This is a genomic window from Streptomyces sp. NA04227 (genome assembly GCF_013364195.1).
Lineage (GTDB): Bacteria > Actinomycetota > Actinomycetes > Streptomycetales > Streptomycetaceae > Streptomyces.
The window spans coordinates 5,105,252-5,119,286 of sequence record NZ_CP054918.1 but is presented as its reverse complement, the minus strand read 5'-3'; the positions used below and the strand labels follow the sequence as shown (position 1 = coordinate 5,119,286).

Sequence of the window (14,035 nt, the reverse complement as noted above, 5' to 3'; positions counted from 1 at the left end):
GGTGCCTCTCCCGTCCACCCCACGAGAGAGGCCCACGCCCGATGAGAAGCACCCGCTCCGCACTCGCCGTCGCCCTGGCCGCCGTCACCGCGTCCCTGTGCCTGCTGCCCGGCCCGGCCACCGCCGCCGCCCCCACCATCCGCCCGGACGGCGACGCCGCGCCCAAGTCCGTGTCCACCAGCGAGGGTTCGTACAACGGGCTCGCGCTCACCCCGCCGATGGGCTGGAACAGCTGGAACAAGCTGCGGTGCGCAGTCGACGAGGAGGACGTGCGCGGCATCGCGGACGCCATCGTGGCGAAGGGGCTCGACAAGAAGGGCTACCGGTTCGTCACGGTCGACGACTGCTGGATGGCCAAGTCCCGTGACGCGCAAGGGAATCTGACCGCAGATCCGGAGCGCTTCCCGTCCGGGATGAAGGCGCTCGGCGACTATCTGCACGCGCGCGGGCTGAAGTTCGGGCTCTACGAGTCCCCGACCCAGGGCACCTGCCAGAAGCGGCCCGGCAGTTACGGGCACGAGCAGCAGGACGCGGACAAGTTCGCCGAGTGGGGCGTGGACTACCTCAAGCACGACTGGTGTCAGACCTCGGCGACCGAATCCCCGGACATGTGGGCCGACTTCCCCGGGTACTCGCAGAAGGAGCTCGCCCAGGTGCTCTTCCCGCGGATGGCGAAAGCACTGGAGAAGACCGGGCGGCCGATCGTGTACAGCCTCTCCGCGTGCTGCGAGGACCTGGACTTCGAGCAGTGGGCGCGCACCACCTCGAACCTGTGGCGCACCTCGACCGACATCGCGGACAACTGGGCCAGCATGGTGAGCAACTTCGAGGCCGCCGCGGAGTTTCCCGAGGCCGCGGGCCCCGGCGGCTGGAACGACCCGGACATGCTGGAGGTGGGCAACGGCGGTATGACCGACACCGAGTACCGCTCCCACATGAGCCTGTGGTCGGTGCTCGCGGCGCCCCTCATCATGGGCAACGACCTGCGCACCATGTCGCCCGAGACCGAGCGGATCCTCGGCAACAAGCGGGTGATCGCGGTCGACCAGGACCCGCTGGGCAAGCAGGCCACCGTGGTCTCGCGGCAGGACGGCCGCTGGGTGCTGAGCAAGGAACTGGCCGACGGGAGCAGGGCTGTCGCGCTGTTCAACGCCACGGACCAGACGCAGCGTCTGTCCACCACGGCCGCCGCGGCGGGCCTCGACCCGGCGCCGCGCGGCTATGCGGTACGTGACCTGTGGAGCGGTGAACTCACTTCCACCAAGGGCGAGTTGACGGCCGAAGTCCCGGCCCACGGCACGGTGCTGCTGCGGGTGAGCCCGCGCCGATGACCTTGTGGCGTACGGCAGTTCGCGCGCTCGCGGCTGCCGTATGCCCGTTCCGTAGGACCGTGTCCCGTACGCGCCCGTTTCGCAGGACCGTCCCGTACGCCCGTTCCCGTAGGACCGTCCCGTAAGGACCAAAACGCAGCGGCCCGGCACCCCTCGCGGGATGCCGGGCCGTTGTCAGCCGTGCCGTCGGGGCCGACGTGGGTCAGCCTCTCGGGCCGGGCTCAGGGTGTGAGCCCGGGCCGGTTTCAGTGCGCGTGGCCGTGACCGTGGCCGTGACCGGCGTCGGCCTCTTCCTCGGCCGGCTTCTCGACGACCAGGGTCTCGGTCGTGAGCAGCAGGGAGGCGATGGAGGCGGCGTTCTCCAGGGCGGAGCGGGTGACCTTGACCGGGTCGATGACACCGGCCTTGACCAGGTCGCCGTACTCGCCGGTGGCGGCGTTGTAGCCGTTGCCCTTCTCCAGCTCGGCGACCTTGGAGACGATGACGTAGCCCTCCAGGCCGGCGTTCTCGGCGATCCAGCGCAGCGGCTCGACCGCGGCGCGACGGACCACGGCGACACCGGTGGCCTCGTCGTCGGTCTTGCCGAGGCCGCCGTCGAGCACCTTGGCGGCGTGCACCAGAGCGGAGCCACCACCGGAGACGATGCCCTCCTCGACCGCGGCGCGGGTCGCGGAGATGGCGTCCTCCAGACGGTGCTTCTTCTCCTTCAGCTCCACCTCGGTGGCGGCGCCGACCTTGATCACGCACACGCCACCGGCGAGCTTCGCGAGGCGCTCCTGGAGCTTCTCGCGGTCCCAGTCGGAGTCCGTGGCCTCGATCTCGGCCTTGATCTGGGCGACGCGGCCCGTGACGTCGGCGCTCTCGCCGCCGCCGTCCACGATGGTCGTGTCGTCCTTGGTGACCGTGACACGGCGGGCGGTGCCCAGCACATCCAGGCCGACCTGGTCGAGCTTGAGGCCGACCTCCTCGGCGATGACGGTGCCGCCGGTCAGGGTGGCGATGTCACCGAGCATGGCCTTGCGGCGGTCGCCGAAGCCGGGAGCCTTCACCGCGACGGCGTTGAAGGTGCCGCGGATCTTGTTCACGACCAGGGTCGACAGCGCCTCGCCGTCGACGTCCTCGGCGATGATCAGGAGCGGCTTCGAGGCGCCGGCCTGGATGACCTTCTCCAGCAGCGGCAGGAGGTCCTGGATGGAGGAGATCTTGCCCTGGTGGATCAGGATGTACGGGTCGTCGAGGACGGCCTCCATACGCTCCTGGTCGGTCACGAAGTACGGGGACAGGTAGCCCTTGTCGAAGGCCATGCCCTCGGTGAAGTCCAGCTCCAGACCGAAGGTGTTGGACTCCTCGACGGTGATGACACCGTCCTTGCCGACCTTGTCCATGGCCTCGGCGATGAGCTCGCCGACCTGCGGGTCCTGGGCGGACAGACCGGCGACCGCGGCGATGTCGGACTTCTCGTCGATCGGGCGCGCGGTGGCGAGCAGCTCGTCCGAGACGGCCTTGACGGCGGCGTCGATGCCCTTCTTCAGGGCGGCCGGGGAAGCGCCGGCGGCGACGTTGCGCAGGCCTTCCTTGACCAGGGCCTGGGCGAGCACGGTCGCGGTGGTGGTGCCGTCACCCGCGATGTCGTTGGTCTTGGTCGCCACCTCCTTGACGAGCTGGGCGCCGAGGTTCTCGTACGGGTCCTCGACCTCGACCTCACGGGCGATGGTGACGCCGTCGTTGGTGATGGTCGGGGCGCCGAACTTCTTGTCGATGACGACATTGCGGCCACGCGGGCCGATGGTCACCTTCACGGTGTCGGCAAGCTTGTTGACGCCGCGCTCGAGGGCGCGACGGGCGTCCTCGTCGAACTTCAGGATCTTCGCCATGGAGCGGTTCATTCCTCTCGTTGCGATCCTCGGCCGCTCGCGCGGAACGGCCGCCATCGCTGGAAAAAACGAACTGCGCCCCGGGCGCCCGGCAGGCTGTGAGTGAACGCAGCGATGAGCGGGTGCCAGGGGCGCAGATCTCAAGCAAGTGGTGGTGAATTACTTCTCGATGATCGCGAGCACGTCGCGAGCCGAGAGAACGAGGTACTCCTCGTTGTTGTACTTCACCTCGGTGCCGCCGTACTTGCTGTACAGGACAACGTCGCCGACCTTCACGTCGAGCTCGACGCGCTTGCCGTCCTCGACCCGGCCCGGACCGATGGCCAGGACAACGCCCTCCTGGGGCTTCTCCTTGGCGGTGTCCGGGATAACAAGGCCGGAGGCAGTGGTCTGCTCGGCGTCGAGCGGCTGGACCACAATGCGGTCCTCGAGCGGCTTGATGGCAACCTTGGAGCTGGCGGTCGTCACGATCCGACCTCCCCCTTCGGAGATCTCACGGGGTTAACTGATCTGAGGTGGCGACCAGGTGGATCCGTCGTCGCGGGTGCCGGACCTGCCCGTCGCTTCTGGCACTCTCCGTCGGGGAGTGCCAAGGGCGACACTATGACTGCGATTAGCACTCGGTCAAGCGGAGTGCCAACGCGGCGGCCACGGCGAGCCCAAAACCCCCCGTCCGAGGGGTACGGATCCCGCCCGCCGCGCTCCCCTGTCCCGCGGTCGGTCGCGGCGGCCGGGGGCAAGCCCGGCCGCCGCCGCTCTCAGACGTAGTCCTCCAGGCGCGCCACCGCGAAGCCCTGCTTGGTCAGCTCCTTCAGGAAGTTGCGCAGCATGTCCGGCATCGTGCCGCGCCATTCGCCGCGGCCCCGGAAATGGGTGAGGACGATGTCCCCGGGGTGCAGCTTCTTGTCTAGGTCCCGGTATTCCATCCGGTCCAGGACGATCTCCTCGTTCCACAGCGGAATCGCCTTGATCCCGCAGGACTTGGCGGCCCGCAGGGTGTCCCGGTCGTAGTTGCCGAACGGCGGGCGCAGCAGCGTCGGCCGCCGCCCGAACTCCTTGGCCATCACGTCCTGCATCCCGCAGATCTCGCGCCGCTGCTCGGCGTAGGAGAGCTCGCGCAGATCGGGGTGGTGCAGGGTGTGGTTGCTCAGGGTCACGCCGGAATCGCGCATGCGGCGGAAGTAGGCGTAGTCGTCCTTGATGACGTAGTCGGAGAGGAAGGCGCTGTACGGGATCCGCAGTTCACTGGTCATCCGCAGGAACGCCGGGTCCTTCTCGTACCCGTCGTCGATCGTCAGGAAGACGATCTTCTCCTTGGTGGGCACGCCGGTGAAGACCGGCGGCAGGCCCGCGTCGCCGCCGTCGACCTCGAAGCCCTTGCGGGTACGCAGCCGGGGCTTGCTGTCGGGAGGCGGCGGGGCCGGGCGCGGGGGCGCCATCAGACGCCAGCGCAGGGCGGCGGCGAGTTGCGCGGAGCGCTCGGCGCCGCGCAGTGAGGCGTACGAGTCCAGCGGGCGGGCGGGGGCGCCACGGGCCGGTGCGCCACGGGCGGGTGCGCCGCCGCCGGCCGGGGGTCCGTGGGCGCCCGGGGCCCCGGCGATCCCCTCGATCGGCTGCGGGTATTCGAGCGCCGCGCATCCGATGGCCAGGGCGCCGAGGGCGAGGAGTGCGGCGGCGCAGCGCGCCTGCCGCTTCCACCATCCGGCCCTTTGTGCAGCTTGTCGTACTAGGCGCATGGCGCCGCATCCTGCCAAGCGGCCGACCGCCCCGGCCGCCGACACCACCACCGCGAACGGCCGGTACACCGACTTGGCCCACAATGGCCCGGTGACCGACCGCTCCCCCGCCCCCGACGACCAGCCGCACGCCTCGCAGGGCGCCACCGAGGCACAGCCCCTCGCCGACGCCCCGGACCCGGTGGCCGCCTTCGAGGCCCTGCTCACGGACACCGGACGGGCGCTGCTCGACGAGGTCGCGGGCACCGAGCCGGGGCAGGAGCTGGCCGTGGCCACCCGGCTCAGGCGCCGCTATCCGGCCGGTCTCGTCTCGGCCGCGCTGACGCAGGAGCGGCTGCGCCGGAAGGCGGTGGCGAAGTTCGGTGCCGAGGACGCGGGCCGGATGTTCTTCACGCCGCACGGGGTGGAGCAGTCCACCCGCGCCTCGGTGGCCACGCACCGCGCCGCCCGGCTCACGGCGCTCGGCGTACGGGAGGTGGCGGACCTGTGCTGCGGCATCGGCGGTGACGCGCTGGCCCTGGCGCGCGCCGGAATCCGGGTACTGGCCGTCGACCGGGACCCGCTGACCTGTGCCGTCGCCCGCGCCAACTCCCTTGCCCTCGGCCTCGGTTCACTGATCGAGGTACGCGAGGCGGATGTCACCGAGGTGGACACCGAGGGGTACGGAGCCGTCTTCGTGGACCCGGCACGGCGCGCCCCGGCGGGCGGCCGCGGACGGAGCGGAGCCGGGCGCGGCGGCGGCCGGGGTGGAGGCAAGGGTGCACCCACGGGTGGAGGCGCGGGGAGCGCCGGGGGTGGAGGCAACGCCCGCATCTTCGACCCGGAGGCCTACTCGCCCCCGCTGTCCTGGGCCGTGGCCGCCGCCCGCCGGGCCCCGTACGCCGCGCTGAAGATCGCCCCGGGCGTCCCGCACGAGATGATCCCCGAGGACGCCGAGACGGAGTGGATCTCCGAGCGCGGCGAGGTGAAGGAGGCGGTGCTGTGGTTCGGCACCGACGCCCCCGCCTCCCGACGGGCCACCCTGCTCCCCTCCGGCGCCTCCCTCACGGCCTCGCTCGCCGGGATGCTGCCCGATCCCGAGGTACGCCCGGTGGGACGGTTCCTGTACGAACCCGACGGCGCCGTCATCCGCGCGCATCTGGTCGCCGAGGTCGCCCGCGAGGTGGACGGCGGCCTGATCGACCCGACCATCGCCTACGTCACCGCCGACCACGCCCACCCCACCCGGTTCGCCACCGCCTACCGGATCACCGACCAACTCCCCTTCAACCTCAAGAAGTTGAAGGCCCTGCTGCGCGAACGCGAAGTGGGCACCCTGACCGTGAAGAAGCGCGGCTCCGCCGTGGAACCGGAAGAACTCCGCCGCAAGGTCAAACCCCAGGGCCCGCACTCCGCGACAGTGTTCCTGACCCGGGTCGCGGGGGCGCCGACGATGTTGATCGGCGGACCGGTGACGGACGGGGATGCGGACGGATGACGGGCCTCTGACGGACGGGGATCCGGACAGGTGACGGGCCTCTGACGAGCAGGGCTCCGCAGGGATGACCGGCGCTGCGGCGGCCTCCCGAAGGGACGGTCGCCGCAGGACGGTCCACCGGTGGGGCGCCGGTGGGAAGCTGGTGGCACGCCGGGCCCGAGCTGCCCGACGGGTTCGCGGGAAGCCCTCCAACTGGCCATACTGAGCGGGAAGTTGCTCGGCGGGAAACGGCCGCTGGAGGGCCATGAGTACGAGTGCGGGCAGAGTCGTCGGCAATGCGCTCTTCGGGGCGGCGGTCGTCCTGGCGATCGCGTCGGGGGGCCTGCTGGCCATTCACGTCCCCCTGTCCACCTATTCCGGGGGCCCTTGGGGACTGCTTGTCACCTGGCTGGTGCTGGGCGTACTCGCCGTCACCTGCGTCGAGTTGCTCTTCCTGCTCGCCAACTCCCGGGCAGGTGCGCGCGGTTCCGGTACCTCGCACAAGTGGCGGTTCCGCGTCACGGCGGCCCTCTCGGCGGTGCTGGTGGCCGAACTGGCCCTGCTCACCGCCCGGTTCTTGCGGGGCGAGGAGGCCGCGACGGCCTGGACCTCCGGCGCGATGCTCCTGTTGCTCCTCGCCGGAGCAGCCCGGCGTCTCACCGTCCTGGCTCCTGGCCGGGGCCGCGCGGCCGAGGGCTTCGCCCTGCCGTGGGGCAGGCGCGTCCCCGGCGACGCGGCTCCGCTCCTGGCCCAGTTCGCCGGGCTGCTGCCGCCGCTCGCCGGGGTGACGTGGGCGGTCCGGGACGAGGAGTCGTGGAGCGCCGGGGAATGGGACAACGGCCTGCTCCTGGCGGGGAGTTGGCTCGCCGGAACGGCGGTGCTCCTGCTGGTGGCGCAGGCCGCCGTACTGGCCTGGGCGAGCACCGCGCCGCCCCGGTGGTGGCTGACCGTACTGACCGACGAGGCACGCGAACGGGCGCGGGAGCGTCTGGAGGACCGGCTGGCTCTCGGCGCCCCGCGGCACTGGTCCAGGGCCCGCCGCGGCCCCGCCCCGACGGGCGGCAGCCCGGGCCGGTACCCCGCGGGCCGCGGCCCCGGAGGCGATCCGTACGGCCGGGCCCACCCGCCCGGGGGCCGGGAGGCGGACGACGACCGGCGCCGCGCACCGGCGAGGCCCTCGCTCGCGGACCGGGACCCGAGCTTCGATCTCGGCGCCGTGCGGCGGACCGCTCTCGGCGGCCTGGGCCGGCCGCTCCAGTCCACGGCCGTCCTCACGATCCACCGGCGCACCGCCCTGGAGACCGGACTCGACCTGGACCGGGCCTGGCCGCGGTTGGCGCAGGTCGGCGACGAGCAATTGCGGAGCGAGGTGCGGCGGGCCGAACGGAGCGTGCTCGGCTGGCGGATCGTCCTCGCGAGCGCCGTGTGCACGACGGTCACCTGGCTACTGACCGGGCTCACCGGCCTCGGCGACGTCCGCCTCGGACAGGGCGCGGCCCCGCTGATCGTCGTCGGACCGTTGCTCCTGGCGGCGTTCGCGCTGACCCAGGCGCGCGGGCAGCTCGCCGAGGTGTGCGCACGCAAGGCGCAGGCGGTCGACGTCCTCAGGTACGAACTGGTGCGGGCCCTGCGGCTGCCGCCGCCCGAGGACGTCGCGGAACTGATCGCGCTGGCCCCCGTGTTGAGCGGTGAGCAGGCCCTGAGCGAGGTGGAGCGAGAACGGCGGACGGCCCGGTCCACCGGGGACGAGCGCGATCCAGCGGCAAGTCGGGGCCTCGACGGAATCACCGGCGAGAGCGTCTACCACGTGGGCGGCGACCTCCACATCAGCGGCAGCGGCGACGACGAGCGCGACCCCTTGGCAGGTCGGCGCCTCAGCGGAATCACCGGCGAGAGAATCTACCACGTGGGCGGCGACCTCCACATCAGCGGCAGCGGCGACGACATCCAGAACGACGTACGCCGGGCAGTCCGCGAAGAGGTACGTCGGGCGATCCAGGAGGAGTATCCGGCCGCCGCCCGGGCCAACCCGGCCCCCGCCACCCTCGCCGAGCCCGACCTCGCGGAGCTCGCGCGCAACATCGCGGCCGAGGCGGCCGACCCGGTGAGCCTGCGCCTCAGGGAGCATCTGACGCATGTCCAGCGGGAGTTCCACCAGGACGTCCGGGACACCATCCGCACCTCGCTGAACGCCTCCGTCACCGGTCCCGAGCTGACCAACTTCCTCGGCTACCTCACCATCGAGCTCGACCGGCGCCCCGGGAGCGGGGAGCGGTCCGCGGTCCGGGCCGAGGGCGGCGTGCTCAGGGCGCCGGTGGGCGGGCGGGTGAACCTGGTGCTCTCGGTGGTCCGCGACCGCCGTGCGGGCAGCCTCGCCACCGTCGTCGAGAGCCGCCCGGGCCGGGACTTCTTCGTCTTCGAGCCGGTACGCGTCGAGGGCGGCCGGGAGGCCGGGACGGTGTCCTTCGAGGCGATGGCCGACAGTTCGACGCTGACCGCGCTGCCGCAGCGCGCGCGGCTGAGTGTGCGGGACGAGGTGCAGAGCGCCTTCGGACTGCGCATGCCCGAGGAGGAGGGCAGCCACGAGGTCTGGATCCAGCTCTACCAGGCGGGCCATCTCGTCCAGGTCGTCGCCCTCAAGATCGAGGCGGAGCAGGCGACTTCGGGCCCGGCCCCCGGCCCGGGCGCAGCGGCGGACGGCGAGTGAGCGCGGCCCGGCCGCCGGACGTCACCGTACGCGTACTGACCACCGGCGAGGCGACCCAGCTGGAGTTCACCGCCCGCCGCGCCGGAGTCGTACCGGTGCGGGCCACGCTGCTCGGCGGCGACGCGCTGGTCAGGGTCCGGCACGAGCTCGACTCGGGACTCACCCGGCTCAAGGACGAACTCACCTCGTTCAGCGTCGAGGACAAGGACCTGGACCGCGTCTTCCGTACGCTGCACGGACTCGGCCGCACCCTGCTGTTCCTCCTGTTCGGCGCGCAGCAGGCGGTGCTGCGCCAGGTGCAGCAGTTCTGGAACGACGCCCTGCCGCTCGGGATGAACCCCGAACTGCCGCCGCCGCTCGTGGAGTGCGTGGGCTCCAAGGACAGCTTTCTGCCGCTGGAGTTCCTGCCGCTGTTCCGGATGTTCCCCGGGCCCACCGTCGAGACCCGCGCGGACTTCGCCGCCGCCTGCCGCACCCTGGTCGGCTTCTCCTGTGTGGTGCGCCGCGCCATGCTGCCCTTCCCGGTGCCGGGCGGGCAGGCGCTGTGCACCGGGCCCGAGGGCCGCGTCCCCGCCCGCTACCTCTACTACGAGCACCTCGACGGCGCCGTCGAGGAACTGGACTGGTTCGCCGGGAAGGCGAGCGCCCACGTCGACCTGGAGGGCCCCTACCCGGACGGCGGGGAAGACGCGCCGGGCCTGGCCGAGCAGATCTTCGACCCCCGGCTGCTCCTGGACGGATCGCTGCGTCAACTGCCGGACCAGATCCAGCACTTCGCCTGCCACTGCTACACCCGCTCCGAGGACGCGCTGACCGCCGAGATCGAACTCAGCGGCGGCGGCCGGCACTCCCGGACCACCCTCGGCGACCTCGGCGCGGACCTGGTCGCCCTCGGCACCAGCCGGGACCTGCGCGACTTCGACCTGCCGCTGGTCGTGATGAACGCCTGCGGCTCCGGCCGGATGCGCGCTCCGGGCGCGCCCTCGTTCCCGTACCTGTTCCTGATGAACGGCAACCGCGGGTTCGTCGGCACCGAGACCGAGATCCCCGACGACGTGGCGGCCGCCTTCTCCCGGGCGCTGTACGAGGGATTCCTGATCCGCCGGATTCCGCTCGGCCGCGCACTCCTGGACGCCCGGCGGCACCTCCTGCACACCCTGCGCAATCCGCTCGGCCTCGCCTACGCCGCGTACGCCGATCCCGCACTGCACGTCCGGCCGACCCCCGAGGAGAGACCCCATGCCGCAGCCCACGCCCAGCCCTGAGCCCACCGAAGCCGCCGAAGTCGCCGAAGTCGCCGAGACCATCAGCGTCCTCGGCCTGGAGGACACCGACCAAGGGCGCGGCGAACGGCTGTCCCTGCGGCGCCCGGCGGAATGGCGGGCCGCCAGGACGGAGATCCCCGCCGAGGAACTCCGTTCCCGGCTGGGCGAGTTCGCGGCCACGATGCGCGACATGATCGCCTCCCTGCCGCAGGAAGCGGGCCAGTTCCAGCTCAACGAGGTCAGCTTCACCGCCGAGGTGAGCGCCAAGGGCACCGTCTCCCTGCTGGGCTCCGGCGGCGAGCTGGCGGGGCGGGCGGGGATCACGTTCACGTTCACGCGGAGTTAGGGGAGCTGGGCGGACCAGGTGAATCGGGCGGTCGTCCGCGGAGATGTGGCGGAGTGAGAGCGCTCACTTGTGCCTTGCGCGCGGTGTCGCTGTGCGCCGACGATGTTGCCCGGAGCGGCTGTTGACGACGCGGAACGCCCGTTGACCGTACCGATGGCCCCGTGAGTCCAGGAAGGGACGAGCCGTTGAACGGCATTCGGCACGAGGTTCTCGGCGACGCCCAGCTCACGCTGCCGCCGGGCGATCCGGTCGCGGTGATCGTCCTCACCCCGGCGATGGGCGTACCCGCCACGTACTACGCGCGGTTCGGCGCGCAGCTCGCCCGGCACGGACTCGCCGTCGTCGTCAACGAACTGCGCGGGCAGGGCGCGAGCCGCCCCCGCTCCGGCCGCCGCACCCGGCACGGGTACCAGCAGCTCGTCGCGCACGACGTACCGGCCCTGGTCGCCGCCACCCGCGCGCACTTCGGGCCCGAACTGCCGCTCTACCTGCTCGGCCACAGCCTCGGTGGCCAGATCTCGCTGCTCTACGCCGCCCGCGCGCACGCCAAGGCCCCGGTGAACGGGCTGGTCCTGGTGGCCTCCGGCACCGCCCACTTCCGCGCCTTCCCGAAGGTGCAGCGCGCCGGGGTACTCGCGTTCTCACAGATCGCCGCCGCCTTCTCCCAGCTCTGGGGCTACTGGCCCGGCCACCGGCTCGGCTTCGGCGGCCGCCAGCCCGCCCCGCTCATGCGGGACTGGGCACGGCTCGCCCGTACCGGCCGGTTCCGGCCGGACGGCGCGGACGTCGACTACGAGGCACTGCTGCGCGAGACCCGGCTGCCGGTGCTCGCGGTCTCCGTCTCGGGCGATACGCAGTACTCGCCGCGCAGCGCCGTCGACGGCCTGGTCGGCAAACTCCCCGAGGGCGTGGCCACCCGGCTGCACTGGCGCCCCTCGGACGGCTCCCGCCCCGGCCACCTGCGCTGGCCGCGCGCCGCCGCCGAACTCGCGGACCGGATCGCCGAGTGGACGGCCGACCTGCGGGCGGTCCGGCCCAGGCCGGGCACGGGCACGGGCGCGGGCGCGGGCGCGGGCACGGGCACGGGCACGGAGGGTCAGGGCACCGGGAGCGGCACCGAATCCGGCTCGGGCAGTGAGGGTTCGCGGGCGCTGGACGGCTGAGGCCGCCCTCGGGCTTCCCTCTCAGACTTCCTTCTCAGACTTGCCGCTCAGACCTCCCCCGCAGGCCCCTCAGCCACCGCCTCGAACCGCCACCTGTGCACCGCGCGGGTCACCAACTCCCCTGTGGGTTCGGGCAGTTCCGGCAGCTCCGCCGCGTAGGGGGCGTCCCACCAGGTGATGACGAGGACGCGGTCCTGCGGTGCGCGGAAGGTCTCGCGGCGCAGTGGCGCGGGCGCGAGTTCCTGGGCGCGGGCCCAGGCGAGCAGTTCGGGCCCGCGGCCCTCGACGGCCCGGGCCTCCCACATCAGCGCGACGGTCAACGGGGCTCCTTCACGGGTAGAGGTTGTCCTTCGCCATCTCGTGCACGTGATCGTGGTCGTGCGAGTGCGAGTGGCCGTGACCGTGGGAGTGCCCGTGGTCGCCCGCGTCCCCGGACTCCAGGCCGCCGTTGCCGTTGCCGTTGCCCGGCACATGCGGGTCCGTGACCGGCAGCGAGGAGTCGGCGGACAGGTCCCAGTCGGAGGCGGACCGGTTGCGGGCGACCATCTCGGCTCCGAGCGCGGCGACCATGGCGCCGTTGTCGGTGCACAACTTGGGCCTGGGCACCCGCAGTTGGATGCCGTACTTCTCGCAGCGCTCCTGGGCGAGCGCGCGCAGCCGGGAGTTGGCGGCCACCCCGCCGCCGATCATCAGGTGGTCCACGCCCTCGTCCCGGCAGGCACGTACGGCCTTGCGGGTCAGCACGTCCACCACGGCCTCCTGGAAGGAGGCGGCCACGTCCCGCACCGGCACCTCCTCACCGGCCGCCCGCTTCGCCTCGATCCAGCGGGCGACGGCGGTCTTCAGACCGGAGAAGGAGAAGTCGTACGGGGCGTCGCGCGGCCCGGTGAGTCCGCGCGGGAAGGCGATCGCCGTCGGGTCGCCCTCGCGCGCGTACCGGTCGATGACCGGGCCGCCGGGGAAACCGAGGTTCAGGACCCGGGCGATCTTGTCGAAGGCCTCGCCCGCCGCGTCGTCGATGGTGGCGCCGAGCGGCCGTACGTCAGAGGTGATGTCGCTGGACAGCAGCAGCGAGGAGTGCCCGCCGGAGACGAGCAGCGCCATGGTCGGCTCGGGCAGGGTGCCGTGCTCCAGCTGGTCCACGCAGATGTGCGAGGCGAGGTGGTTGACGCCGTACAGCGGCTTGCCGAGCGCGTACGCGTACGCCTTCGCCGCCGAGACCCCGACAAGCAGCGCACCCGCGAGACCGGGCCCCGCCGTGACCGCGATGCCGTCCAGGTCGCTGGCGGCGACACCGGCCTCCTTCAGGGCGCGGTCGATGGTCGGGACCATCGCCTCCAGGTGGGCCCGGGAGGCGACCTCGGGCACCACGCCGCCGAAGCGCGCGTGCTCGTCGACGCTGGAGGCGACGGCGTCCGCGAGCAGCGTGGTCCCGCGGACGATGCCGACTCCGGTCTCGTCGCAGGAGGTCTCGATGCCGAGAACCAGGGGCTCGTCGCGTGAGTCAGCCATGGAGCGTTCCTTGAGGACCGGGTGCGGGTGCGGGAGTTGAGGAGGATGAGCGGGATGAGCGGGATGCGGGGGACGAGGAGGGCACGGCGGTGGCGGGCGGTGCGAACGGGGTGTGCTCCGGGTCCATGACGCGGCGCATCACCAGGGCGTCGACGTTGCCGGGCTGGTAGTAGCCGCGGCGGAAGCCGATCGGTTCGAAGCCGAAGCGTTCGTAGAGCCGCTGGGCGCGGGTGTTGTCGACGCGCACCTCCAGGAGCACCTCGGTGCAGTCGAAGGCCGTCGCGCAGTGCAGCAGATCGGTGAGCAGCCGGGCGCCGAGGCCGGTGCCCCAGTGGGTCCGGTCGACCGCGATGGTCTGTACGTCGCCGAGCCCGCCGGAGGCGGCGAAGCCCGCGTAGCCGACAAGCCGCCCGCCCGTGTCACCGGCTTCCCTGACTTCCCCGGCCTCCTCGCCTTCCCCGGCTTCCTCGCCCTGCCCGACTTCCTCGGCGACCACGTAACGGCGGTTGGCCCCGGCCCCGCGCGCGTGCGAGAGCTCGGACCAGAACATCCCGCGCGACCAGGCGTCGTCGGGGAACAGCGCGTTCTCCAGGGCGAGGACGGGCTCGATGTCCCACCAGCGCATCTCGCGCAGCCGCACCTCGG

At 72.3% G+C, this 14,035-nt stretch carries 12 protein-coding genes; 6 read left to right on the top strand and 6 right to left on the bottom strand.

Annotation, left to right across the window (positions count from 1 at the left end; genetic code table 11):
- The first annotated feature begins 41 nt into the window (after positions 1 to 41).
- Complete coding sequence (locus tag HUT18_RS22030; RefSeq protein ID WP_176102297.1) at positions 42 to 1,331, top strand: glycoside hydrolase family 27 protein; 1,290 nt, start codon at positions 42 to 44, stop codon at positions 1,329 to 1,331.
- A gap of 245 nt (positions 1,332 to 1,576) precedes the next feature.
- Here the strand turns inward: HUT18_RS22030 and groL are convergent, their stop codons facing one another.
- The 3 genes from groL to HUT18_RS22015 form a co-directional block, all read right to left on the bottom strand.
- Complete coding sequence (gene groL / locus HUT18_RS22025; protein ID WP_176102296.1) at positions 1,577 to 3,205, bottom strand: chaperonin GroEL; 1,629 nt, start codon at positions 3,203 to 3,205, stop codon at positions 1,577 to 1,579.
- Positions 3,206 to 3,364: 159 nt separating this feature from the next.
- Positions 3,365 to 3,673 (bottom strand): co-chaperone GroES, encoded by a 309-nt coding sequence (groES, locus tag HUT18_RS22020; protein WP_176102295.1) that lies wholly within the window; start codon positions 3,671 to 3,673, stop codon positions 3,365 to 3,367.
- A gap of 290 nt (positions 3,674 to 3,963) precedes the next feature.
- Positions 3,964 to 4,941 (bottom strand): polysaccharide deacetylase family protein, encoded by a 978-nt coding sequence (locus HUT18_RS22015; protein ID WP_176102294.1) that lies wholly within the window; start codon positions 4,939 to 4,941, stop codon positions 3,964 to 3,966.
- Here HUT18_RS22015 and HUT18_RS22010 point away from each other — a divergent pair.
- From HUT18_RS22010 to HUT18_RS21990, 5 genes are all read left to right on the top strand, one after another.
- Entirely contained in the window at positions 4,940 to 6,418 is a 1,479-nt protein-coding gene (locus HUT18_RS22010) for a class I SAM-dependent methyltransferase (protein ID WP_254878746.1), read from the top strand. The two genes, HUT18_RS22015 and HUT18_RS22010, sit on opposite strands and share 2 nt — an antisense overlap.
- A 244-nt stretch (positions 6,419 to 6,662) precedes the next feature.
- Positions 6,663 to 9,104, top strand: coding sequence for a hypothetical protein (locus HUT18_RS22005; RefSeq protein WP_176102293.1), 2,442 nt, complete (start codon positions 6,663 to 6,665; stop codon positions 9,102 to 9,104).
- Positions 9,101 to 10,369: a CHAT domain-containing protein gene (locus HUT18_RS22000; RefSeq protein ID WP_176102292.1), complete on the top strand. Its 1,269-nt coding sequence runs from the start codon at positions 9,101 to 9,103 to the stop codon at positions 10,367 to 10,369. The genes HUT18_RS22005 and HUT18_RS22000 overlap by 4 nt, the downstream gene beginning before the upstream one ends.
- On the top strand, positions 10,344 to 10,715 hold the full coding sequence (locus HUT18_RS21995) for a hypothetical protein (RefSeq protein ID WP_176102291.1): 372 nt from the start codon (positions 10,344 to 10,346) through the stop codon (positions 10,713 to 10,715). The genes HUT18_RS22000 and HUT18_RS21995 overlap by 26 nt, the downstream gene beginning before the upstream one ends.
- 161 nt (positions 10,716 to 10,876) lie before the next feature.
- The gene (locus HUT18_RS21990; protein WP_176102290.1) at positions 10,877 to 11,878 is read left to right on the top strand and encodes an alpha/beta fold hydrolase; all 1,002 of its coding nucleotides are present in this window, start codon (positions 10,877 to 10,879) and stop codon (positions 11,876 to 11,878) included.
- Between the two features lie 47 nt (positions 11,879 to 11,925).
- On the opposite strand, the gene HUT18_RS21985 is transcribed toward HUT18_RS21990, so the two are convergent.
- The 3 genes from HUT18_RS21985 to HUT18_RS21975 are packed head-to-tail and all read right to left on the bottom strand — an operon-like array spanning position 11,926 to position 14,015.
- The gene (locus HUT18_RS21985; RefSeq protein WP_176102289.1) at positions 11,926 to 12,198 is read right to left on the bottom strand and encodes a hypothetical protein; all 273 of its coding nucleotides are present in this window, start codon (positions 12,196 to 12,198) and stop codon (positions 11,926 to 11,928) included.
- 10 nt (positions 12,199 to 12,208) lie between these two features.
- The gene (gene tsaD / locus HUT18_RS21980) at positions 12,209 to 13,390 is read right to left on the bottom strand and encodes a tRNA (adenosine(37)-N6)-threonylcarbamoyltransferase complex transferase subunit TsaD (protein WP_176102288.1); all 1,182 of its coding nucleotides are present in this window, start codon (positions 13,388 to 13,390) and stop codon (positions 12,209 to 12,211) included.
- The gene (locus HUT18_RS21975; RefSeq protein ID WP_176104715.1) at positions 13,383 to 14,015 is read right to left on the bottom strand and encodes a GNAT family N-acetyltransferase; all 633 of its coding nucleotides are present in this window, start codon (positions 14,013 to 14,015) and stop codon (positions 13,383 to 13,385) included. Before HUT18_RS21975 ends, tsaD begins: the two co-directional genes overlap by 8 nt.
- Positions 14,016 to 14,035 lie beyond the last annotated feature (20 nt).

Excerpts from the sequence above, each read along its gene's own strand:
- groL (WP_176102296.1), bottom strand. The coding sequence starts at position 3,205 with ATGGCGAAGATCCTGAAGTTCGACGAGGACGCCCGTCGCGCCCTCGAG.
- HUT18_RS22030 (WP_176102297.1), top strand. The coding sequence starts at position 42 with ATGAGAAGCACCCGCTCCGCACTCGCCGTCGCCCTGGCCGCCGTCACC.
- HUT18_RS22015 (WP_176102294.1), bottom strand. The coding sequence starts at position 4,941 with ATGCGCCTAGTACGACAAGCTGCACAAAGGGCCGGATGGTGGAAGCGG.
- HUT18_RS22005 (WP_176102293.1), top strand. The coding sequence starts at position 6,663 with ATGAGTACGAGTGCGGGCAGAGTCGTCGGCAATGCGCTCTTCGGGGCG.
- HUT18_RS21995 (WP_176102291.1), top strand. The coding sequence starts at position 10,344 with ATGCCGCAGCCCACGCCCAGCCCTGAGCCCACCGAAGCCGCCGAAGTC.
- HUT18_RS21975 (WP_176104715.1), bottom strand. The coding sequence starts at position 14,015 with ATGCGCTGGTGGGACATCGAGCCCGTCCTCGCCCTGGAGAACGCGCTG.
- tsaD (WP_176102288.1), bottom strand. The coding sequence starts at position 13,390 with ATGGCTGACTCACGCGACGAGCCCCTGGTTCTCGGCATCGAGACCTCC.
- HUT18_RS22010 (WP_254878746.1), top strand. The coding sequence starts at position 4,940 with ATGGCGCCGCATCCTGCCAAGCGGCCGACCGCCCCGGCCGCCGACACC.